This is a genomic window from Paenibacillus albicereus (genome assembly GCF_012676905.1).
Classification (GTDB): domain Bacteria; phylum Bacillota; class Bacilli; order Paenibacillales; family Paenibacillaceae; genus Paenibacillus_O; species Paenibacillus_O albicereus.
In genome coordinates this window covers 2570530-2593258 of the sequence record NZ_CP051428.1, presented here as the reverse complement: position 1 = coordinate 2593258, position 22729 = coordinate 2570530, and the positions used below count along the sequence as shown (strand labels likewise).

Annotated in this window: 21 protein-coding genes; 17 read left to right on the top strand and 4 right to left on the bottom strand. The window is 64.7% G+C overall.

Annotated elements, in window-relative coordinates:
- Nucleotides 1-3 precede the first annotated feature (3 nt).
- Nucleotides 4-1275, bottom strand: a complete 1272-nt coding sequence (locus HGI30_RS23240; RefSeq protein WP_235680103.1) for an endospore germination permease — start codon at nt 1273-1275, stop codon at nt 4-6.
- Nucleotides 1276-1449: 174 nt separating this feature from the next.
- Here HGI30_RS23240 and rlmD point away from each other — a divergent pair, with 174 nt between their 5' ends.
- The 8 genes from rlmD to HGI30_RS11375 all read left to right on the top strand — a co-directional run bounded on the left by rlmD (nt 1450) and on the right by HGI30_RS11375 (nt 7718).
- On the top strand, nt 1450-2943 hold the full coding sequence (gene rlmD, locus HGI30_RS11410; protein ID WP_235680102.1) for a 23S rRNA (uracil(1939)-C(5))-methyltransferase RlmD: 1494 nt from the start codon (nt 1450-1452) through the stop codon (nt 2941-2943).
- A 147-nt stretch (nt 2944-3090) separates the two neighbouring features.
- Nucleotides 3091-3810: a YebC/PmpR family DNA-binding transcriptional regulator gene (locus tag HGI30_RS11405; RefSeq protein ID WP_168907675.1), complete on the top strand. Its 720-nt coding sequence runs from the start codon at nt 3091-3093 to the stop codon at nt 3808-3810.
- 87 nt (nt 3811-3897) lie between these two features.
- Nucleotides 3898-4806: a LysR family transcriptional regulator gene (locus HGI30_RS11400; protein ID WP_168907674.1), complete on the top strand. Its 909-nt coding sequence runs from the start codon at nt 3898-3900 to the stop codon at nt 4804-4806.
- A gap of 114 nt (nt 4807-4920) precedes the next feature.
- Nucleotides 4921-5352 carry a rhodanese-like domain-containing protein gene (locus HGI30_RS11395; RefSeq protein ID WP_235680101.1) on the top strand — a complete coding sequence of 144 codons (432 nt, stop codon included), beginning with the start codon at nt 4921-4923 and terminating at the stop codon, nt 5350-5352.
- Nucleotides 5353-5519: 167 nt separating this feature from the next.
- Nucleotides 5520-5966, top strand: coding sequence for a zinc ribbon domain-containing protein (locus tag HGI30_RS23580; protein ID WP_168907673.1), 447 nt, complete (start codon nt 5520-5522; stop codon nt 5964-5966).
- An 89-nt stretch (nt 5967-6055) separates the two neighbouring features.
- The gene (locus HGI30_RS11385; protein ID WP_168907672.1) at nt 6056-6484 is read left to right on the top strand and encodes a DMT family transporter; all 429 of its coding nucleotides are present in this window, start codon (nt 6056-6058) and stop codon (nt 6482-6484) included.
- A 29-nt stretch (nt 6485-6513) separates the two neighbouring features.
- The gene (locus HGI30_RS11380; protein WP_168907671.1) at nt 6514-7230 is read left to right on the top strand and encodes a Crp/Fnr family transcriptional regulator; all 717 of its coding nucleotides are present in this window, start codon (nt 6514-6516) and stop codon (nt 7228-7230) included.
- Nucleotides 7227-7718 carry a DMT family transporter gene (locus HGI30_RS11375; protein WP_168907670.1) on the top strand — a complete coding sequence of 164 codons (492 nt, stop codon included), beginning with the start codon at nt 7227-7229 and terminating at the stop codon, nt 7716-7718. Before HGI30_RS11380 ends, HGI30_RS11375 begins: the two co-directional genes overlap by 4 nt.
- A 162-nt stretch (nt 7719-7880) precedes the next feature.
- Here HGI30_RS11375 and HGI30_RS11370 read toward each other — a convergent pair whose 3' ends face one another.
- On the bottom strand, nt 7881-9047 hold the full coding sequence (locus HGI30_RS11370) for an MFS transporter (protein WP_168907669.1): 1167 nt from the start codon (nt 9045-9047) through the stop codon (nt 7881-7883).
- A gap of 162 nt (nt 9048-9209) precedes the next feature.
- On the opposite strand from HGI30_RS11370, the gene HGI30_RS11365 reads away from it, so the two are divergent.
- The 5 genes from HGI30_RS11365 to ndk all read left to right on the top strand — a co-directional run bounded on the left by HGI30_RS11365 (nt 9210) and on the right by ndk (nt 14096).
- Nucleotides 9210-9575: a GIY-YIG nuclease family protein gene (locus HGI30_RS11365; protein ID WP_168907668.1), complete on the top strand. Its 366-nt coding sequence runs from the start codon at nt 9210-9212 to the stop codon at nt 9573-9575.
- A gap of 67 nt (nt 9576-9642) precedes the next feature.
- On the top strand, nt 9643-9816 hold the full coding sequence (locus HGI30_RS11360; RefSeq protein WP_084136501.1) for a DUF3934 family protein: 174 nt from the start codon (nt 9643-9645) through the stop codon (nt 9814-9816).
- Nucleotides 9817-10138: 322 nt separating this feature from the next.
- Nucleotides 10139-12991: a CARDB domain-containing protein gene (locus tag HGI30_RS11355; RefSeq protein WP_235680385.1), complete on the top strand. Its 2853-nt coding sequence runs from the start codon at nt 10139-10141 to the stop codon at nt 12989-12991.
- The gene (locus tag HGI30_RS23230) at nt 12928-13572 is read left to right on the top strand and encodes a right-handed parallel beta-helix repeat-containing protein (RefSeq protein ID WP_235680384.1); all 645 of its coding nucleotides are present in this window, start codon (nt 12928-12930) and stop codon (nt 13570-13572) included. The genes HGI30_RS11355 and HGI30_RS23230 overlap by 64 nt, the downstream gene beginning before the upstream one ends.
- A 119-nt stretch (nt 13573-13691) precedes the next feature.
- Entirely contained in the window at nt 13692-14096 is a 405-nt protein-coding gene (gene ndk / locus HGI30_RS11350) for a nucleoside-diphosphate kinase (protein WP_168907667.1), read from the top strand.
- An 87-nt stretch (nt 14097-14183) separates the two neighbouring features.
- On the opposite strand, the gene HGI30_RS11345 is transcribed toward ndk, so the two are convergent.
- Together HGI30_RS11345 and HGI30_RS11340 are read right to left on the bottom strand one after the other, a co-directional pair.
- Nucleotides 14184-15242, bottom strand: a complete 1059-nt coding sequence (locus HGI30_RS11345; RefSeq protein WP_168907666.1) for a hemolysin family protein — start codon at nt 15240-15242, stop codon at nt 14184-14186.
- A 57-nt stretch (nt 15243-15299) separates the two neighbouring features.
- A complete protein-coding gene (locus HGI30_RS11340; RefSeq protein WP_168907665.1) occupies nt 15300-16610 on the bottom strand; it encodes a hemolysin family protein in 1311 nt (436 codons plus the stop codon).
- 339 nt (nt 16611-16949) lie between these two features.
- Between HGI30_RS11340 and HGI30_RS11335 the strand changes: the two genes are divergently transcribed.
- The 4 genes from HGI30_RS11335 to HGI30_RS11320 all read left to right on the top strand — a co-directional run bounded on the left by HGI30_RS11335 (nt 16950) and on the right by HGI30_RS11320 (nt 22531).
- Complete coding sequence (locus HGI30_RS11335) at nt 16950-17948, top strand: cation diffusion facilitator family transporter (RefSeq protein WP_168907664.1); 999 nt, start codon at nt 16950-16952, stop codon at nt 17946-17948.
- Nucleotides 17949-18091: 143 nt separating this feature from the next.
- Nucleotides 18092-19279: an MFS transporter gene (locus tag HGI30_RS11330; RefSeq protein ID WP_168907663.1), complete on the top strand. Its 1188-nt coding sequence runs from the start codon at nt 18092-18094 to the stop codon at nt 19277-19279.
- A 97-nt stretch (nt 19280-19376) separates the two neighbouring features.
- The gene (locus HGI30_RS11325) at nt 19377-21014 is read left to right on the top strand and encodes an RNA polymerase sigma factor (RefSeq protein ID WP_168907662.1); all 1638 of its coding nucleotides are present in this window, start codon (nt 19377-19379) and stop codon (nt 21012-21014) included.
- 80 nt (nt 21015-21094) lie between these two features.
- Nucleotides 21095-22531, top strand: coding sequence for a VOC family protein (locus HGI30_RS11320; RefSeq protein WP_168907661.1), 1437 nt, complete (start codon nt 21095-21097; stop codon nt 22529-22531).
- The last annotated feature ends 198 nt before the right edge of the window (nt 22532-22729 follow it).

Genomic DNA, 22729 nt, shown 5'->3' with positions numbered 1-22729 from the left:
CCCTTAGCTGGCGCCTCCTGCGCTGCCGGACCCGGTCGAGGCGTTTCCTCCCGTGGATTGGGGCTGTCCGGCGGGCCGTCCGGACTCGGAGGCGCCTGCGGATCTTCGTTCGGATTGCGGTTTTTCCCCGGCTGGTCCTTGGCCTCCTGCTGCTCGGGCTCCGCCGGCTGGTCCGGCCGATCCGTCTTGCGGTTGTCCTCCATCGGTATCGTTCCTCCTATCCGGCTTGATGCATGCGGCTACGACGAACCAGATCAGCGAAGTCGGAAGCACGACGAGCAGAGCCCCCGGCATGAAGTAGACATACATGAACACGTACATGTCGTATTCGTCCAGCGGGACGAGTGTCGCCGCTCCGTACAGGAGCAGCAGCGCCAGGATGAAGATGCGCCTGGCGTTCTCGCTCCGGCTGGCGAACGTCTCGGCCAGCACGAGCACCGGCAGCGCGATCCGCACGGAGGCGCCGGACAGCCACTGGAAGATCGAGAAGAAGTCGACATGCTCGATGTATTGCCCGATGCGGAGCATCCTCCACTGCTCGTAGGGCGAGGTGATCTGGTTGGCGGCTTCTTCCGGGCCGAACTCGGTGATCGCTCCGATGATCGGCCCGACCATGATGACGACGACGAAGCAGGAGTAGACGAGCATGTGCCAAGTCTTCACCTGCCCGCGGATGCGGTGCTGGAGGAGCAGGATGAGGATGACCTCCACGTAGGCGGACCCGGCATAGATCATGCCTCGCAGCACCGGGTCCCAGCCATGCTCGAGCACGGGCATGAGCAGCGACATGTCCTTGATCTCGCTGTTGCCCGTGGCGACGAATATGCCGAGAGCCACGACGATGGGCAGCAGAATTCCGGCGGCGACGGCGACGGCGCGGAAGCCCCACCAGCAGAGCATGAGGCAGATGAGGAGAAGCAGGAAACCGAGCTGCAGCGGACTGCTGGCAGGAAGATAATTCGTGATGTGCCAGCTCACCGTCTGCGTGACGGTCTCCATCGCCTGCAGGAACAGCAGCAGCAGCACCGGAGCGACGAGAATCCAGGAGAAGGCCGGATGCGTATGCTTGCCGAGCCATTCCCGCCAATGCTGCTGCCCGCTTTTTTTCATGACGTATACGATCAGGAGGCTCCAGGGAATGAAGATGCTCCCGGTGACGAGCGCGGTAATCCAGGCATCCCGTCCGGATGCGTCGAGCAGCATCGGATTGACGATGACGTGGCAGGCCAGCCCGTTCGAGAGCAGGAGGAGGAGGAAAGCCTGAAAAACGTTCATCACTCGACTCATCCCAATTGGCACCCGCTTTCTCTCCCTAAATCGGGTATAGTATGGGCAATCCATTTTTTTCTATGCGGAAGCGGCTCGAGCCCAGGCTGGGAGAGGAGCGGGACGTGGCGGATATGCTATAATGCGAGAATGAAGAATGAAGGCAGGAACGAGGGAAACCGCATGAAAAGCGAAACGAATCGGCGCGGAGCCGATCATCCGGGCCGGCAAACCGGCCCAAGCCGGAAAGATACGAAGCGGGGAGGGTGGAGCCAGGAGGAAAAGCCCCGGCAGCGCCCTGCGCGTCCCGCCACGGCCGAGGACGTGCGTGCCGGAGACGACATCGTCGTCACCGTCAAGCGGATCGGCATCAACGGCGAGGGCGTCGGATATTACAAGCGCAAAGCGGTCTTCGTCGACGGCGTGCTGCCGGGCGAGGTCGTCAAGGCGAAAGTGGCGAAGGTCGAGCCGGGATACCTGCAAGCCGCTGCCATCAAGATCGAAAAGAAGTCGCCGGAGCGTCAGGAGCCGCCATGTCCGGTCTATGCCAGCTGCGGCGGCTGCCAGCTGCAGCACATGACGTACGAAGCGCAGCTGCGGGCCAAGGAGGAGATCGTGCGGGAAGCGTTCCAGCGCTATGCCGGCATCGACCGCTTGCCGCTGCGGCCGATCCTCGGCATGGACGACCCCTGGGGGTACCGCAACAAGGCGCAGCTGCAGGCCGGACGAGGCGAGAGCGGACTCGTCGCCGGTCTGTACTCGCTCGGCACGCGCCAGCTCGTGGACATCAGCGGCTGCGCCGTCCATGACCCGCGGCTGAACGAGGCGGTCGAGCGGACGAAGCGGGTGCTGGAGGAGCTGGACCTTCCTGTTTACGAGGAGAAGAAGCGCCAAGGCATCGTCAAGACGATCGCCGTGCGCGTCAGCCGCCGCACGGGCAAGCTGCAGCTGACGCTCGTCACCGCCGGGGACCGCTTTCCGGACGCGCGGCGGTTCGTGCAGGCGGTGCGGCGCGAGCTGCCGCAGGTCGGCTCGATCTCGCACAACATCCACAAGGGCGGCAGTCCGCTCGTTTTCGGAGACAAGACGGTTCATCTATGGGGAGAGGACAAGCTGGAGGAGACGCTGGGCGGGCTACGGTTCTCGCTTTCTCCGCGCGCGTTTTTCCAGCTGAACCCGGAGCAGACGGTCAAGCTGTACGGAGCGGTGCAGGAGGCTGCCGCGCTGAGCGGCGGCGAGCTCGTCGTCGATGCGTATTGCGGCACCGGCACGATCGGCCTCTGGCTCGCATCCGGGGCGAGGGAAGTGCGCGGCATCGAGCTGCTGCCGGAGGCGGTGCTGGACGCGCGCGACAACGCGCGGGCGAGCGGCATCGACAACGCCCGCTTCTACGAGGGACGGGCGGAGGAGCTGCTGCCGGAGTGGGTGCGCCAAGGCGTGCGCCCGGATGTCGTCGTCGTCGACCCTCCGCGCACCGGCTGCGGCCGCGAGCTGCTGGACGCCGTGCTGACCGCCCGGCCGCAGCGGCTCGTCTATGTGAGCTGCAATCCGGCCACGCTCGCCAAGGACGCCAAGGCGCTGCTCGCCGGAGGCTACCGCCTCGAGTGGGCTCAGCCGGTGGACATGTTCCCGCAGACGAGCCATGTGGAGTGCTGCGTCCTCTTTTCCAAGAGATAGCGGCAAGAGCATACGACAGGATGCGCCTTGGCTCCGACTTGTCCATCGCGGCCCGCGATTAGTATAATAGGGAAAGAGTTCATGACGCCCCCCTTGCTCCGCCGTGGATGCAAGCCGAGGGTAATTCAAGCGGAAAGTTGGTTCAGCATGGGTCGCAAATGGAACAACATCAAGGAAAAGAAAGCGTCCAAGGACGCCAATACAAGCCGTATCTACGCTAAATTCGGCCTGGAGATCTATGTCGCCGCCCGCAAAGGGGAGCCGGATCCCGAATCGAACCGCGCCCTCCGGGTCGTGCTCGAGCGCGCCAAGACGTACAACGTGCCGAAGGCGATCATCGACCGCGCGATCGAGAAGGCCAAAGGCAGCTCGGACGAGATTTACGAGGAGCTGCGCTACGAGGGCTTCGGTCCGAACGGCTCGATGGTCATCGTGGACGCCCTGACGAACAACGTCAACCGCACCGCGTCCGCCGTGCGCGCCGCCTTCAGCAAGAACGGCGGCAACATGGGCGTCAACGGCTCGGTGGCCTACATGTTCGACGCCACGGCCGTCATCGGCGTATCCGGCAGGTCGCTCGACGAGATCATGGAGCTGATGCTGGAGGCGGATGTCGACGTGCGCGACATCGTGGAAGAGGACGAGGACGTGCTCGTGTACGCGGAGCCGGATCAGTTCCATGCCGTGCAGGAGGCGCTTCGCGCATCGGGCATCGAGGAGTTCAGCGTCGCCGAGCTGACGATGCTCGCCCAGAATTTCGTCGAGCTGCCCGAAGACGCCCAGAAGCAATTCGACAAGATCATCGACACGCTGGAGGATCTCGAGGATGTCCAGCAGGTGTACCACAACGTCGAGTACGCCGACTGACCGCAACGTCGGACTCGCGCTTTTGCGCGGGTCTCTTTTTTTATCCCATCCATATCATGATCGCATCCAAAAGGGGGAGGAACGCCGATGGACCTGATCTGCCTGCGAAGCTTCCGCGAGGTCGCCGCCTGCGGCAGCATCACAAAGGCCGCCGAACGGCTCGGCTACGCCCAGTCGAGCGTGACGGCGCAGCTGCAGAAGCTGGAGGAAACGTACGGAGCCGAGCTGCTGGAGCGCAGAGGCAGGAGGATGGAGCTGACTACGGCAGGCGAGCGGCTGCTCGTCTATGCCAAGGAGATGCTGCGCCTGCATGCCGAATCGCTGGAGGCGGTCGGAGCGGCGCAAGGGGGCAGCCTGACGATCGGCTCGATCGAATCGCTCGCTTCCTACTTCCTGCCGCCCCATCTGCAGGCGTTCCGGGAAATGCGGCCGGCGGCATCGCTGTCGCTGCTGCCCGGCAACGAGCCCGAGCTGCTCCGCGGCGTCAAGTCCGGCACGCTCGACGCAGCCCTCATCCTCGATCCTCCGCTGCGGGATCCGGAGCTTGACGTGCATCCGCTGCGGCGAGAGCCGCTCCTGCTCGTCTGCCGGCCGAGCCATCGGCTGGCGACGGAGAAGGCAGTCGCGGCCACGGAGCTCGACGGGGAGACGCTCGTGCTGACGGAAAACGGCTGCTCCTACCGGGCGGCGCTGCTGCGCAGGCTTCGGGAGATCGGAGCGGAAGCGCGGATCGCCTGCGAGCTCGGCAGCATCGAGGCGATCAAGCGCTGCGTCCGCCAAGGACTGGGCGTCTCGCTGCTGCCGTCGATCGCCGTGCGGCAAGAAGTCGAAGAGGGAAAGCTTGCCGCCGTCTTGCTCGAGGAGCCGACGTTCGATTTTCAGATTCAGCTCATCCACCTGCCGAAGCGGCGTTCGTCGCCGGCGTTCGCTTCATTCCTGGCGAGCTTCGGCGTTCAGGACCGAGCCGATCCGCCGGAGCAGGCGCCGAAGGCGTAGATCCATCGGCCGTGCCGATGATCGCCATCGAAACCGATCGATAACGGCGGCGGGCTGAATCGTGATAGGATCATTCCCAAGGAGCACGATGACCATCCAAGGAGGACATGATCCATGAATAGCCCGATTTCGCTCGTCCATGAAACGCCGGCAGCATCGCCGGAGGAAGCTCGCCGCCATTTCCTCGGCAAGCTGTCCGTCGAGACGGACCCGTCCGACGTGCGCCGCGACCAGCTGGCCGGCGCCGACTCGTTCCTGCTGGTCGACGTGCGCGCCGCTTCCGCCTATGCGGACCGCCACGCCGCCGGAGCCGTCAGCCTGCCGTACGCCGACATCAGCCCGGAGACGACGGCCGGGTGGCCGAAGGATCGGCTGCTCGTCCTCTACTGCTGGAGTCCCGCCTGCAACGGAGCGGCCAAGGCCGGCTTCCGCTTCTCCGAGCTCGGCTTTCGGGTCAAGGAGATGATCGGCGGCTTCGAGTATTGGCAGCGGGAAGGGTTCCCGACCGAAGGGGCCCGAGTCGGCCACGAGCCGGTCATCGGCTGAACCGAAGGAGGACGACAAGGCGCCGCGGGGCTCGAGCTCCGCAGCGCTTTGTCGTTCTTTTTTTCTGCATAGACGAGGAAGCCTCGGCGTCATAAAATGGGAATGCTATCCATGCGCAATTTTCGTACCATCAAAAGCGGAAACGGGCAAGAGGAGGAGCGAAGCCGATGAGAACCCATTCGATCGAATGTCCTTGGTGCGGCCGGAAGATCGTGCTGGAAGGAAGCGTGTGTCCCGAGTGCCGGCACGAGGTGCTGCCGGAACATCTGGATTCGGGGCAGGAGCGTGAACCCGACGAGGCGGAGGATGCGGTCGCCGAGTGGCAGGCCGATGCAAGCGAGGAGGACGGCGGCTGGGACCGGGAAGGCGGCGAGCGCCTGGAGGACTTCGTCTGCCGCCGGTTCCGATGCAGCGGCTGCGGCGGCGCCGAGGCGGCGGCGACCGAGGTCGCGATGACCGGGACAGGACTGAGCAAGCTGATCGATCTGCAGCATCACCATTATCTGTTCGTCAGCTGCCAGAGCTGCGGCTTGGTGAAGGTGTACGATCCCGATGTGCTTCGCGGAAAGAAAAGCGGCGAAGGAAGCACGATCGCCGACTTCTTTTTCGGTTGAGGACATATGTCCTTTTCCTTTTCGGTCCGAGCGGGTAAAGTACCCTTCGTAGGGAAAACCAACGGATGAGGAATGGAGGGGGCATCATCATGAAAGGCATTCTCGCCGCGATCGCGGCCGGCGGGTTCATCACGCTGCAAAGCGCCGCCAACAGCCGCATCGGCGAAGCCCTCGGCACCTGGCAAGCGGCCGCCCTGACGCAGCTGACCGGCTTCGTCGGCGCGCTCGCGCTCGCGCTGCTGCTGCGCGGCTTGCAGCCGCGGACGCTGCTGGCGGTCAAGCCGGTCTATGCGACCGGAGGCGCGCTCGGCGCGCTCATCATTTTCGGCAACGTGACGTCCATCCACCAGATCGGCATCACGCTGACGACGTCGCTCGTCCTGCTCGCGCAGCTCGCGCTGACGTTCCTGATCGAGTCGAGAGGCTGGCTCGGAGCGGCACGGATCCGCGTCGGACCCGCGCAGGCGGCCGGCTTCGCGCTCATGGTCGGCGGCGTGCTGCTGCTCGCGATCGGATGAACGAGCCGCGCATGAGAGGAGGAAGCGAGATGCACCGCGAAGCGGAGTCGATCCGCCGGCACCTGCAAGAGCTTGGCCTGCACGATGCGATACCGCCGGAGCTCGCGCGGCGGGCGTCGCTCGTCACCGCGCGGCCGGGAGAGGCGATCGTCCGCCAGGGCGGCCGATCGGACAGCCTGCTGCTGCTCGCCGCAGGCAAGATCAAGGTCTACACGACGACGCCGGACGGCAAGTCGCTCATCCTGTCGTTCCTCGGCCCGCCCGAGATGCTCGGCGACATCGAGTACGTGCGGCGCGGGCTGGAGCTGATGAACACGGTCGAGGCGGTCACGCCGGCGACGCTGATCCGCATCCCTTATCAGGAGGCGGACCGGCTGGCCGCCGATCATGCGCCGTTCCTGCATTTCCTGCTCGGCGTCATCACGCGCAAGTTCCAGATGAAGAATACTTCGCTCAGCTTCAACCTGCTGTATCCGGTCGAAGTGCGGCTCGCCAGCTATCTGCTCAGCGTCTGCGGAGAAGAGGACGGAAGCGGGTCCGCCCGTCTGGAGGCCGGAGCGCTGCGCGACGCGGCGAATCTGATCGGAACGAGCTATCGGCATCTGAACCGGGTGCTGCTGCAGTTCGCGCGGGACGGGCTCATCGAACGAGCGCGGTCGAGCATCGCCGTCCGCGACAGGAGCGCGCTGACGGCGCTCGCGCAGGAGAATATCTACGAACCAAAACCGGGAGGACGATCGGGATGACAGGCATCATCTGGGCGCTGGCATCGGGACTGCTGCTGAGCCTGCAAAATTTATTCAACTCCAACGTCGAGCGCAAGGCCGGCATGTGGACGACAACGACGCTCGTCCTCGGCATGGGCTTCGCCGCGGCCTTCCTGCTCGGGCTCGCTGCGGAAGGAGCGGCGCTCTTCCGGCTGGGGGGCATGGAGCCGTGGTTCGCCTTCAGCGGCTTGATCGGCATCGGAGTCGTCACCTGCATGGTGCAGGGAATCAAGCGGCTCGGTCCGACATTCGCCGTCAGCCTCGCGCTCTGCTCCCAGCTGGCGTTCGCCATGCTGTGGGACTCGATGGGCTGGCTCGGCCTGGAGCGGGTGCCGCTGGAGCCGTCGCGGCTCGCCGGCGTGCTGCTGCTGGCGGCGGGCATCGTCTTGTTCAAGCTCGGCGGCCGCAAGCGCGGCAAGGGGGAGCCGAGGCCAGCCGCCGCGGAAGCGGAGCCGGACATCGCCTGAGGCTCCACGGCAAGCAAGCAGGCAGGGGCGCAGGCAGCGCGCCAAAAAGCGGGACGAATCCGGCCAGAGGCCGGGCTCGTCCCGCTTTTTTTGGGCTTGAACGGAGGCTTGCGCCGATTCGCAGCAGGTCCGCCCCGATGCCAGGCCGAACCGGTTCGGCCGTCACCCCGCGCGGGCGGACCCCGGCAGTCCGCGCTTTTCGGATAGGCGGATGGCAAGCGCGAACAGCGCGAGCGCCGCGAGGAGCAGCAGGCCGGCATAGCGGAACACGTCCTGCAAGCTCGACGCCTCGACCGCATACCCGCCGGCATACGTGCCGATGATGCGCGCCGCCCCGGCGTTCAGCAGCGCGTTCAGCGTCTGGCCGCTCGCCCGCAGCTCCGGAGCGACCTCCTTGTTGATGTAGACCGACATCGTGACCGCGACGACGATGAACGTCAGCCCGTGCATCGCCTGCACGGCCAGCGCGCCGTAGATCGAGCCGATCTCGGCGTAGAGCAGCCAGCGCAGGGCGGACACGCCGCCTGCGGCGAGCAGGATGGCCGTGACGGAGAACCGCCGCAGGATAAAAGCGCTGAGCAGCAGGAACGGCAGCTCCCCGAGCGCGGAGACGACCATCGACCAGCCGAGCAGATCCTTTCCCGCTCCGATCTCCGTGAAGTACAGCGGGAAGAACGCGTAGTAGTAGCCGAGCGTCATGTGGATGGCGAAGCAGATGCCCATGTATAGCATGAGGCGGCGATGGCGGAACAGATGCAGGAAGTTGAGCTTGCGTCCGCCGAATTGATGCCCTTGTACGCGCGGATAGAGCAGGAGCAGCAGCAGCGTCGCCCCCATGACGGCCGCATAGGCGGCGAACATGCCTTCGAGGCGGACCTTCTCCGCGTAGATGCCGAAGCCGACGCTCATCGCCGCGAAGCCGAGCGTGCCGCCGATCCGGATGCGGCCGAAGCGGGAGGCCTCCCGGCCGAGCGCCTCGAGCGTGATGGCATCGGTGATCGCGCCGGTGGAGCTTTGGAACAGCGTGAACAGCCCGACTGCGACGAGCAGCCAAGGCAGCGCGGAGGACGCCGGGAACAGCAGCATCGACAGGCCGCTGCCCGCAAGCAGCACGGCCAGAACGGCGTTTTTGGAGCGGGCCTTGTCCGCGAGCGAGCCCCAAGCCGGCTGCGCGAGCACGGCGATGAACGGCCCGATGCTGAGCAGCAGGCCGATGTCGGAGCTGCCGTAGCCGAGCTGGCGGAAATAGATCGGAGCGAACGTCCCGTAAATGGCATTGGCCGAATACAGCACGAAGTAGAACCAGAAAAACAGCTTCAGCGATTTCATCACAACGCTTCCTTTCCAACCTCATCCATCTTACCTCCGACTTGGCGATCCGCCAAGCGCTGTCGGGAAGTCGAATGGGAGGCACAGCGATTGACAGGGAGAGGAGCAAGCTTTAGAATTTACTAAATTACTAATTTAGTGAATAGAAAGCAGGGATGCCCGATGGACAAGCAACGCCGCAAGGAGCTGCAGGAGCAGTACAAGGACATGAAGACTTATCTCGGCGTCATTCGCCTCACGAACCGGACCAACGGGAAAATCTTCCTCGCCGCTTATCCCAACCTGAAAAACAAATGGACGACGCTGCAAGGGCAGCTGCGGATGGGACGCTTCGGCAATCTGGACGTGCAGCGCGACTGGAACGAGCATGGAGAGGAGGCGTTCGAGTATGAGGAGCTGGAGCGCAAGGAGCTGGACCCGGCCAAAATGACCGACGTCAAGTGGGAGCTCAAGCGGATGCTGAAGCCTTGGCTGGAGCAGCTGCAGCCGTTCGGGGAGGACGGCTACAACCGCCGATCCGGCGAATGATCCGGCGGCATTTGCCCCGGGCGCGCCGATCGGGTACGATGGGGAGACGAATGGAGCTGAGTCAATCATGAGCAAATCCAAAGGTGGCGGCACGGGCCGCGGCACCGGCAAGAAGGGCTGGAACCGCTGGCAGGCCGCCGAGCGGCGGGCCAAAAGCAAGCCCAAGCCCTATGTGAGCAAGGGGCTGCAGAAAAAGGCGGAGGAAGCCAAGGCCGCGCGTCAAAGCGAGCCTTCCTCCTGACGTCCCTGTCCAACGCCCGCTCGGCGGAGCCTGCGGGTGTTGACGAGCGCAGATCAGACCGAACCTCCCCGGCAGCAGCGGCAGCAAGCGCATCGGCGCTCCGCTGACGCTTGCCGAGGTCCATCAGCCCCCGGCAGCCTCTGCCGGGGGCTGGGCGCCGTTCCATCCCCTCCGACGCTTGCATGGAATCGCACCTGATTGTCGTAGGATCGCCCCTCAGCGCGCAGACGAGCCTGCCTTATAATGGGGGTATCTTCCATGGAAGGAGGCTTTTTGAACGAAGGGATGTAAACGTTATCATCAAGGGAGGAAGAAATCGCACATGAACTTCAAATCCATCTCGCTCACCGGACTGCTGCTGCTCACGACCGTGCTGGCGGCCGTCGGGCCGTCGCGTCCGGCGGTAGCGGCCGGGGGACCCAATCTCGCGCTCGGCAAGACGGTCACGTCGAGCGGCTATACGCAGACCTATGCTCCGGACAACGTCCGCGACGGCAACGCGGGCACCTATTGGGAGAGCACGAACAACGCCTTTCCGCAATGGGTCCAAGTGGACCTCGGCTCCAGCGTCTCGATCGATCAGGTCGTGATGAAGCTGCCCGCCTCCTGGGAGAAGCGCACCCAGACGCTGACGATCCAGGGCAGCGCCAACGGAAGCAGCTACTCCACGCTGGCTGCGTCGGCGAGCTACGTGTTCGACCCGGCCGCAGGCGGCAACTCCGTGACGGCGAATTTCTCCGCCGCCAGCACGCGCTACGTGCGCCTGAGCTTCTCGGCGAACACCGCCTGGCCGGCCGCGCAGCTGTCGGAGCTGGAAATCTACGGCGCTACGGCCCCGACCCCGACGCCGACTGCGACGCCTACGGCAACGCCGACCCCAACCCCAACGCCGACACCTACGCCTACGCCTACGGCAACCCCGACGGCGACACCGACGCCGGCTCCGGGCTCGAACGTCGCCGTCGGCAAGGCGATCAGCGCATCGAGCAGCACGCAGACCTATGTCGCGGCCAACGCCAACGACAACTCGACCTCGACCTATTGGGAAGGCGGCGGCAATCCGAGCAGCCTGACGCTGGATCTCGGGGCGAACCACCAGATTTCGTCGATCGTGCTCAAGCTCAATCCGGCGACGGATTGGGGTACGCGCACGCAGACGATCCAAGTGCTCGGCCATGACCAGACGACGACGGCGTTCAGCAGCCTCAAGGCCGCCCAGTCGTACACGTTCAATCCGTCCAGCGGCAACACCGTGACGATCCCGCTCAGCGCGACCGTCAAGCGGCTGCAGCTGGCCATCTCGGCCAACACCGGCGCTCCGGCCGGCCAGATCGCCGAGTTCCAGGTGTTCGGCACGCCTGCGGCCAATCCGGACCTGACGATCCAGACGATGAGTTGGACGCCGTCCGCTCCGGCCGAGGACAGCGCGATCACGCTGACGGCGACCGTGCGCAACAGCGGCAGCGCGGCTGCCGCTGCATCCTCGGTCGGCTTTTATGTGAACGGCGAGCTGGCGGGCACCGCAGCCGCTCCCGCGCTGGCAGCCGGAGCCTCGGCGAACGTATCGCTGGCGATCGGCGCCAAGTCGGCCGGCTCGTACGCGCTCAGCGCCAAGGCCGATGAGGGCAATGCCGTCATCGAGCAGAACGAGGGCAACAACAGCTATTCGCATTCGTCCAATCTGACCGTCTCGCCGCTGTCCAGCTCCGATCTCGTCGGCACCGTCTCCTGGACGCCGTCCGCGCCGTCGGCCGGCAGCAGCGTGAGCTTCTCCGTGCAGCTGAAAAACCAGGGCACGATCGCCACCGCCGGCGGCGCGCATCCGGTCAGCGTGACGCTCAAGACGTCCGCAGGCGCGACCGTGCAGACGTTCAGCGGCTCGTACAGCGGCAGCCTCGCGCCGGGCGCGACGGCGACCGTCGCGCTTGCCGGCAGCTGGACCGCCGCCAGCGGCTCCTACACCGCCGCGCTGTCCGTCGCCGCCGACGGCAACGAGCTCCCGGCGAAGCAGGGCAACAACGCCGCCCAGTCCGCCCTGACCGTGTATTCCGCCCGCGGCGCGAGCGTGCCGTACACGCGCTACGACACGGAAGACGCGACTCGCGGCGGCGGAGCCGCCCTCATGACCGCGCCGACGTTCAACCAGGCGCTGACCGCGTCGGAAGCGTCCGGCCAAGCTTATATCTCGCTGCCGTCGAGCGGCTCCTACGCGCAGTGGACCGTCCGTCCGAACGAAGGCGGCACGGGCGTCACGATGCGCTATACGATGCCCGACTCGGCCGACGGCATGGGCCTCAACGGCTCGCTCGACCTGTACGTCAACGGGACCAAGGTAAAGAACGTGCCGGTCTCGTCCTACTACAACTGGCAGTACTTCTCCGGCGACATGCCGGCTGACGCTCCGGGCGGCGGCAGGCCGCTGTTCCGCTTCGACGAGGTGCACTGGAAGCTCGACACGCCGCTGCAGCCGGGCGACGTCGTCCGCGTCCAGAAGCCGGCCGGCGACAGCATCGAGTACGGCGTCGACTTCCTCGAGATCGAGACCGTTCCGGCCGCGATCGCGCAGCCGGCGAACTCCGTCTCCGTCACGCAGTACGGCGCCGTCGCGAACGACGGCCAGGACGACCTGGCCGCCTTCAAGGCCGCCGTCACGGCAGCCGTGTCGGGCGGCAAGACGCTGTACATCCCGGCCGGCACGTTCCATCTGAACGGCATGTGGGAAATCGGCTCGGCCAGCAGCATGATCCAGAACCTGACGGTTACCGGCGCGGGCATGTGGCATACGAACATCCAGTTCACCAACCCGAACGCGGCAGCCGGCGGCATCTCGCTGCGCATCTCGGGCAAGCTGGACTTCAGCAACATCTACCTGAACTCTAAGCTGCGCTCGCGCTATGGCCAGAATGCCATCTACAAAGGCTTCATGGACAACTTCGGCACGAACTCGACCATCCGCAACGTCTGGGTCGAGCACTTCGAATGCGGCTTCTGGGTCGGCGACTACGCCCATACGCCGGCGATCACGGCGACCGGGCTCGTCATCGAGAACAGCCGGATCCGCAACAATCTCGCCGACGGCGTCAACTTCGCCCAAGGCACGAAAACTCGACCGTGCGCAACAGCAGCGTCCGCAACAACGGCGACGACGGCCTCGCCGTCTGGACGAGCAACGTGAACGGCGCGCCGGCCGGCGTGAACAACACGTTCTCGTCCAACACGATCGAGAACAACTGGCGCGCGGCGGGCATCGCTTTCTTCGGCGGCAGCGGCCACAAGGCCGACCGCAACGTCATCGTCGACTGCGTCGGCGGCTCCGGCCTGCGGATGAACACGGTGTTCCCGGGCTACCACTTCCAGAACAACACCGGCATCACGTTCTCCGATACGACGATCCTGCGCTGCGGCACGAGCCAGGACCTGTACAACGGCGAGCGTGGCGCGATCGATCTGGAAGCGTCCAATGACTCCATCAAAAACGTCACGTTCACGAACATCGACATCGTCGACGCCCAGCGCGACGGCATCCAGTTCGGCTACGGCGGCGGCTTCTCGAACATCGTGTTCAACTCCGTGACGATCAACGGCACCGGCCGCGACGGCATCACGACCTCGCGCTTCTCCGGACCGCATCTGGGAGCCGCGATCTTCACCTATACCGGCAACGGCTCCGCGACGTTCAACAACCTGCAGACGAGCAACATCGCGTATGCGGGCACGAACTACGTGCAGAGCGGCTTCAATCTGACCTTCAACTAGGCAGGACGTCGGGCGGGCGGCGTCGAACTGATTCCTGTGGGGGCAAGCGTGACCATGCTCACGCCGGACATGGCCTCATGTCGGGTATGCTGAAGCAGGAAGCAGAAGGAGGAAGGCAGATGAGCGAAAGAGCATTCGTCATGATCAAGCCCGACGGGGTTCGGAGGGGGTTGATCGGCGAGATCGTCTCCCGCTTCGAGAAGAAGGGACTGTCCGTCGTCAAGGCGGAGCTGGTTCAAGTGAGCGAAGCGACCGCCAAGGAGCATTACGGCCACCTGGAAGCCAAGCCGTTTTTCCGCGAGCTGGTCGACTACATCACGTCCGGCCCTTCGTTCGCGATGATCGTGGAGGGCACGGCGGCGGTGAAGAACTCCCGCTATCTGATCGGATCGACCAATCCGGCGGATGCCGCGCCCGGCACGATCCGGGGCGATTACGGCCTCGACGTGTCGGAGAACGTCATCCACGGCTCCGACTCCATCGACAACGCCCGCATCGAGATCGAACGCTTCTTCATCCGCTGAGCGTCGGCTCCGCAGTCGAGGATAGGCACACGAAAGAAGCCTCGCGCATTCTGCGCGAGGCTTCTTCTCCTTTTATCCAGCGTCCGTTCAGAGAGCGGTCAAGGGCTGTCCAGCCGATTCGTCGCGGATGTCGCCGACGATCTCCTCCAGGATGTCCTCCAGCGTCACGAGGCCGGCCGGGGCTCCGGCATCGGTCATGACGAGCGCCATATGGGCGCGGCTCTGCTGCATCTTGATCATGACGTCGCGGATCGAGGCGCTCTCCTTGAAGCGGGGGAGCGGGTGCAGGAGCTTGTCGAGACCGGCATGCCGGCCGGCGGCCATGCCCGTCAGCATCTCCTTGGCGTTGATGTAGCCCAGATAGCCCGAGCCGCTCGGCGCGGCGACCGGATAGCGGGTATAGCCGTGGCGATCCAGCTGCTCCAGCAGCGCTTCCGGAGGCTGGTCACCGGGGACGGAGACGATCGACGCTTGCGGAATCATGATCTCCCCGACCTTGCGGCCGTCGAATGCGAACAGATTGTTCAGATAGTCGAGCTCGGTGCGGTTGATCTCGCCGCTCTCATAGCTCTGGGCGACGATGAGGCGCAGCTCCTCCTCGGAGTGCACGGAATCGTGACCGGCCGGCTTGACGCCGAACAGGCGGAGCAGCAGGCGGGCGGAGTTGTTGAGCGCGACGATGATCGGGTACATCACTTTGCCGAACGCGTAGAGCGGGCCGGCGAGCAGCAGCGTCATCTTCTCGGCATATTGGATCGCGAGCGTCTTGGGAGCGAGCTCGCCGATGACGACGTGCAGGAAGGTGATGATGGACAGGGCGATCGCGTACGAGAGCACGGTCGAGATGGCCGCAGGCACGTCGAACCGCTCGAACAGCGGGTGAAGCATGCGTTCTACGGTCGGCTCGCCGAGCGCGCCGAGCACGAGCGCGGTGATCGTGATGCCGAGCTGGCAGGCGGACAGGTAGTAATCGAGCTCCGCCGCGACCATGCGCGCTTTGACCGCCTTTTTGTTGCCTTCGGCGACGAGCTGGTCGAGGCGCGACATGCGGACCTTGAGGATCGCGAATTCGGCTCCGACGAAAAAGGCGGTAAGGCCGATGAATACCGCCACCAAAAAGAGATTCAAGCCAATGATTCCATCCAAGCGGATTCCCTCCAGCAGGAGGGATTCACCTCCATTTTATCGATTCCAAGCGCAGCCTTACTCCGTCGAAGAAGGCAGGCTCAGCTTGATGCGCGTGATGCGGAACGGATCGGTCTCGGCGACCGTCCAGACGGCGCCGGCCTTTTCGATCCGGTCGCCTGCGGCCGGAGCTTCTCCGGCATGCAGCCGGATCCAGCCGCCGATCGTATCGACCTCTTCCTGCTCGTCGAAGCGCAGGCCGAACCTCTGTTCGAGCTCATCGAGCAGCACGAGGCCGCTGACCTCGTATTCGCCTTCGCCGAGCGGCCGGATGTCGGCGATCTCGTCGGCATCGAATTCGTCGCGGATTTCGCCGACGAGCTCCTCGAGGATGTCCTCCATCGTCAGGAGGCCGGAGGTGCCCCCGTATTCGTCGATGACGACGGCCATATGGATGCGCTCCTGCTGCATCTTTTTCATCGCTTCCTGCAGAGGCGTCACTTCAAGCACGGACGGCACGTCCCGCAGGAACGCCTGCAGCTTCAGCGGGCGCCCGGCGACGATATGCGGAAGCATCCGCTTCACGTTGACGACGCCGAGGATGCGGTCGCGGTTGCCCCCCTCGATGACGGGGTAGCGGGTATAGTTGGATTCGTCGAGCAGGCGGATGATCGCGTCCGCCTCCATCGCGCTGTCGATCGCGACGATCGACGTGCGGGGCACCATGACGTCCTTGGCGGTGCGCTCGTCGAAGGAAAACACATTGTCCAGGTAGTCCAGCTGCTCGGCGCGGATTTCGCCGCCCTCCGAGCTTTGGGCGAGGACGAGCCGCAGCTCCTCCTCCGTGTAGGCCTGCTCGTGCCCGGCCGGCTGGATGCCGACGCTGCGCAGCAGCAGGCGGGACGTTCCGTTCAAGGCCCAGATGAGCGGGTACATCAGCTTGCCGAACCAGTAGAGCGGGCCGGCGAGCAGCAGCGTCATCTTTTCGGAAAACTGGATCGCGAGCGTTTTTGGCGCCATTTCGCCGACGACGACATGCAGGAACGTGACCAGCATGAACGCGATCGCATACGAAGCGGCGGATGCGGCGGATGCCGACAGATCCAGCCAGTTGAACACCGGCATGAGCAGATTCTCGACGGCGGGCTTGCCGATCGCGCCGAGTCCGAGCGCGGTGACGGTGATGCCGAGCTGGCAGGCGGACAGATAGTAGTCCAGATCGGTCGCGACCTTTTTGGCGACGGGAGCCTTCGGATGGCCTTCCGCGATCAGCTGGTCGATGCGGGACATCCGGATTTTGACGACGGCGAACTCCGAGCCGACAAAAAAGGCGGTAGCAACGATCAATAGGGCCAGAATCAATAAGTTGACGGCGGTCACAGCATCCACGTTCTTTCCCTCATAGGCGAGGGATTCACCTCCCATTCAAATGAAAAGCAGCGGCATGCGCTCCTTGCGTTCGCGCGCCCAGAGAGTCGCAGCACAGTCGTTCTACGAGTCCGAGCCGCCTTCTGTTCCCTTATTTCTGAAGCGTTCACACACTGTTCAAACACGGGAAGGGATGCGGCTACTATATCCCGTTCAAGTTCTTTTTAACCAAACGAGGAACATCTTGTTCCAAAGAGGACGATTTCGGGTTAAAATTTTTTGTGACAATTTTATGAACCGGTTGCGCATGAGCCGGCGTATAATCGCTCAGTCTGAAAATTTTGGGAGGTAAAGGAACCGATGAGCAGCACTGCGGAACAGCCGGGTTTCTGGCAGCTAGTCAAGAAAGGAAATACCTCGTCGGGCACGGCCGCCGTCGGCAACACCGGCCTCGCGATCGCAAAAGGGATCGCAGCCGCGACGACAGGAAGCGGGGCGATGTTCGCCTCGATGATGCACTCGATCGCCGATGCGATCAACCAGGCGTTCGTCTTCGGAGGCAGCGTGCTCGCCGAGAAGAGCCCCACAAAGCGATTCCCGACCGGATTCGGCCGGGTCATCAACATCTTCTGCATGATCGCCGTGCTCGTCGTGACGATCATGGCGTACGAGACGATCCATGAAGGCTTCGAGCTGCTGAGGCATCCTTCGGAATCAAAAGGCTTCTGGCTCAATGTCGGCGTGCTGCTGCTGTCGCTCGCGGTCGACCTGTTGGTGCTCATCAAGGCGATGAAGGAAATTACGCATGAGGCAAGGGTAGAGGCCAAGGGGATGGCCGTCGTCTCCGCCGCATTCCGCAATGTCGGCCGGGCCGCGCCGCCCACGCGCCTCGTCTTTTACGAGGACCTCGTCGCTACGACGGGCGCGCTGCTCGCGCTCATCGCGGTCGTCGTCACCTCCCTGACGAGCTTCGAGCTGCTCGACGGCATCTCCTCGATCCTGATCGGCTTCCTGATGGTTGGCGTCGCCTTCCGCGTCGGATACGACAACATGGTGGGCCTGATCGGCGTCGCCGCGCCCAAGGACGTGGAGGAGCGCGTCGCGGCTATCATCATCGCCGATCCGCAGGTGGCGGACATCTTCCAGCTGCGGATCATCCAGGAAGGCCGCTATTATCATGTGGACGGGACGATCGAGCTCGTCTCCGGCCTGTCTCTCGCCGATGCGGACGACATCAAGTACCGCGTGCGCGACAGCCTGATGGCCGACACGAACATCGTCGACGTCAATCTCGGCATCGTGGAGGATGACGGCATCCAGCGCTGGCAGCCCGTCCCGGATGGGACCGGCAAGTCCTGACTTATGCAGCTGAGCAAGAGCCGTTTCCGCAGCCAGCGGAAGCGGCTCTTTTGGACGCGTTGGCAAAAAAAGCTTGATATCCGGAGAAGAGTCGGTTCAAACTGAATGAAGCTTCACGAATCTATTGCCGACAGGAGACCATCATGGCGACATTCTTTCTGCTCCTCATCTATCTTGCGTTCATCAGCCTGGGGCTGCCGGACTCGCTGCTCGGAGCCGCCTGGCCGGCGATGCACGGTCCGATGGGAGCTCCGCTCGGCGCGGCGGGGCTGCTGTCGATGACGATCACGGTCGGCACGATCCTCTCGAGCCTGGCGACGGGCCGGCTCATCGGCCGCTTCGGCACGGGAGCGGTCACGTCGGCCAGCGTCGCGATGACCGCGCTCGCGCTGCTCGGCTTCGCCTTTTCGCCCGGCTGGGGATGGCTCGCGCTGTTCGCGGTGCCGCTCGGGCTCGGAGCGGGCGCCGTCGATGCCGGCTTGAACCATTACGTCGCCGCCAACTACGCCGCGCGGCATATGAGCTGGCTGCACAGCTTCTGGGGCGTCGGCGCGACGCTCGGCCCGGTCATCATGGCCCAGGCGATTCAGGGCGGGGACTGGCGCGAAGGATACGCCACGGTCGGGTACCTCCAGCTGGGGCTCGTCGCCGTGCTGCTCGCGTCGCTGCCGCTATGGAACAAGGTCGCCCGGGCCCGCAAGGGGGACGTCGGCGAGGGAGACGCCGGAGCGCGAGCCGAATCCTCCGCAGCGGCGGCGAAGCCGATCCGGCTCCCGGGCGTCAAGCTCGCGCTCGGCTCGTTCCTTTTTTACTGCGGCGTAGAGGCGACGCTCGGCCTATGGGGCAGCAGCTACCTCGTCGGCACCAAAGGCTTCGCCTCCGACGAGGCGGCCAAATGGATTTCCTTCTATTATGGAGGCATTACGGTCGGCCGGTTCCTGACCGGATTCCTGACGCTGCGGATGAGCAACCGGTCGCTCATCCGCGGCGGCCAGGCGCTCGCCCTCGCCGGCACGGCGCTGCTGCTCGCGCCGCTACTGCCGGTCTTTTCCCTCGCCGGCTTCATCGTCATCGGCCTCGGCCTGGCGCCGATCTTCCCGTGCATGCTGCATGAGACGCCGTCCCGCTTCGGCCCGGGCCCAGCGCAGACGATCATCGGCTATCAGATGGCCGTCGCCTATACGGGCAGCACGCTGCTGCCGCCGCTGTTCGGCCTGCTGGCCGGCACGTTCACGATCAGCCTGCTGCCCGGCTACTTGCTGCTGTGCGCAGCAGCGATGTGGCTCTGCTCGGAAAAGCTGAACGCTCGGATCGCCGCGAGAGCCTCCTGACGATCCCGCTCCCGGTTCATGAGCAGTCTGGCGGACTCGTTTGCCAGTGGAAGGCTCGGCCGTTCGGCCGGGCCTTTTTATTGAAGGAGGAGAGATCATGACGGGGAAGACGGGATGCAGAGACATCGAGCTCATCCGCAGAGCGGGTCAAGGAGAAGCTGACGCCTGGCACGAGCTCATTGCCCGGCATCGAGCCGATATGCTCCGATGGGCGGGACGCATCGTTCCTCATCGTCAGGCGGCAGAGGATGTGGTGCAAGAGTCCCTGCTGCAGCTTTTTCGACACATCGGACGGCTGGAGGACCCCTCGCGCCTACTGCCCTGGTTACGGAAGATCGTTCGCAATCGGGCGCTCATGGAGCTGCGCTCCTCCGAGAATCGGCGCGCGGCCCGATCGGAGCCGCTGCCCGAGGAGGGACCGGCTCAACCGGCCGCCGTCCGCTCGGCTGAGCCTTCCTTGATGGCGGCCGGCCGTGAAGCCGTGCGCCAGACGGAGCATCTGCTCGCCAGGCTCGGCGAGCGGGAGCGGCAGGTCGCTTCGCTGCAGCTGCTAGCCGGCTTGTCTGCCGAGGAGACGGGCCGCCGGCTCGGCCTCTCTCGCGGCGCCGTGCATACGGCGCTGGCTCGCGCGCGGGCCAAGCTCGCGGATGGATGGTTCGACGAAGAGGCGCGACTGAGCGCCGATGCCAGGCGGAGGAGAAACAGGCCGTCGTACGGGCATGCGATGGAAGGGAGCGCGGGGATGCCGGGCGGCGCATACGACACGCTCTGCTGGGCGATGCTGGCGTCGGCATGGACCGCCGGCAAGCGCGGCATCTCCCTGTCGGACGTGTTCGCGGCGACGGGGCATTCGTTCCGGTTCCAGACGACGCCCGATCTGGGCATCAGCGGACCGTACGCGTACGACTGGCGACGATCGGTCCGAGACGGCTGGAGCCATCTCGGCCTGTCCGGGCGGACGCTCGGCGGTCCGGGAGCCTCGCTGGATCGGCCGGAGCAGCTGGCCGAGCAGCTTGAGCAATGGAAGGAGGCGCTCGACCGCGGGCGCGCGGTCATCGTCTGGGGAGCAGGCAACGCGGAGTTCGGCCTTGTGACGGGATACGACGACACGCTGCGGTGCTGGATCGCCACGGACACGACGATGAGCGGCAAGCGGATTCCCTACGCGCGGCTGGGGCGTGGGAGACGGGACACGGAATGGTTCTCGTCTTGGCCTGCCGCTGAAGCAGACGTAGGTTCCCGCAGCGAGAGCCTATTGCCGGTGCTGGAGCTGGCGGCAAGCCGGCTGCGAGGAAGCCCCGGCGACCCGGCCGGCCAAGCAGAGACAGTCTCCGGACAGCAGGCGTATCGGCTATGGATCGAGGCCTTTGAGCAAAGGCGGATTTCCTCGCCGCTCAGCGCATCGTACCATCTGGCGGTGATGGCGGAGGCGAGAGGCCATGCGGCCGCATTTTTGGAGCGGGCCCCGAGCGGAGCGCGGTTCGGCCGGACAGTGCCGCGAAACGCCCGGCCGGCGCTGCAGGAAGCTTTGCGGCATATCCGCGCTTCAGCCCAGGCTTGGCAGGAAGCGGCTCGGCTGTTCCCGCTGCCTTTCGGCGGCGATACGAGCGCACCGGGTCCTACTGGCCATGCCGCCAGGCTGCTTGCGCGTGCGGCGGCCTCGGACCTGCAGGCGGCCGATGCTCTGGACGAGGCCGCATGGCTCTGGCATCCTTTTTTTTCAGCCGAAAGGTAAGCTTTGACCCTTGCGCTGCATCCATAGAGCAGGGCCGGTTTCGTGCCCGCATCCTGCACCTCGACGAAGGAGAGATTCCTATGACAACCCCTATCCCAGCATCGGCCGATCATCCGGTACGCAACCGCATCGGCGGCGTTTTCATCCATGTCAGCAGCATGGAAAGGTCCGTTTCGTGGTATCATCGGCTGTTCGGCATGCCGGAGCGATCCGGATGCACCGACAAGGTCCATGCGATCGCGATGGACGGAGGCTCCGACTTCGTGCTCGACCAGAACGGCTATGACCGCGGCCAGGATCAAACGCAGCGGCCGCTTCTCATGCTGAACTCCGCTGACGTACGCGCCGCTTGGCGGCATGTGTCGGAGCTCGGCATCGAAACGTCCAGCGGCATCATGGATTTTCCCGGCATGTCCTTCTTTACGTTTCGCGATCCTGACGGGAATACGCTGATGGTATGCGGGGATCCGGGAAGCACGGAAGAATCCGCGCCGGAGGCCGGCCATGGGACAGAGCCGGTCGTATATGACGCCGGGGGACTGCGGCTGCGCGCGACGGAAGGCGCCGTGCTGGCCGAGATCGGTCCAGAGGGCTTGGCGCTTGCCGGACACGCATCGTCGGAGCAGGCATACCGGTTGCCGCTCCGCATCGAAGCCGACGTCCGCCTCGATGTCGGCTCGCTCAGCCTCGCTTTCGGCCTGCACGGGTCCATCGTCTTCAATTACGGGTCGCCGCAGGAGATGGGCGCCGCAGGCACGGGACGCGACTTCCTGTTTACCCATCCCGTCCACGGCAAAAGCTTCTCGTTCGCCGGCAAAGGCGGACTGCCCCTGGGACAGTGGAGTACGATTGTCTGGACGATTCGCGAGCGCTCCGTCGAGGTCTCTGTCAATGGCGCCTTATTCCACCGTCAAGAAGGCTGGTTCGGGGACGGAGAAGGAAAGGTAGGGTTGAGCGCAGCGATGGGACGCGCCGTTATCCGCTCCGTCTCGGTCCAGCCGCTGGAAGACGAGCCGGAGACGGTCCGGTATCCGCTCGCGGGCGGCGGCGAGCTGATCGTCGATCCCGCCTGCCATCCGCGGCTGCTGCCGGACGGTTTATGGCTTGCCGGGGAGGGACTGGCTTGCGCCAAAACCTCGGAGACGGTACCCGTCCCGTTCACGCTGATCGTCCGGCTGTTCAGCTTCACCGGATCCGCAGCGTTGTATGTCGGCCGCAAACCGGCTGTCCGCTTGACGAGCGGGGGCCAGCTATGCCTGATCGACCCTTCGAGCGGCAAGGAAGCATGGGCGGACGGACATGGAGCTTGGCCGGCCGGCGAAGAAGCCGAGATTGCCTGGTCGGCATTCCCTGACCGAATGGAGCTGTCCGTGAACGGCCGCCTCGTGCTGGAGCATGAGGCAGCTCTAGGCAGCGGCGGCGTCCGGATCGGAATCGGCGCGGAGGACGGAAGCGCGGTGACGGTGCGGTCCGCCTCGCTGAAGACAGGCAGCGCGCCGCCTTCTGGACGCGCCTAGCCTCGCCAACCCCCTTCATCCGACGGAATTCGCTTCCGTCGGATTTTTCATGTCCGACGGTTTCCTTCCCATTAAAATAGGCTCATCTGCTCGCAGCGCATATATCAAATTCGGACAATCATCGATATAATCAGAGTATTACCTCTGACTGCATGCAGATGCCTGGAACGGGTCGCGATGCCAGAGAAAAGGGACAGG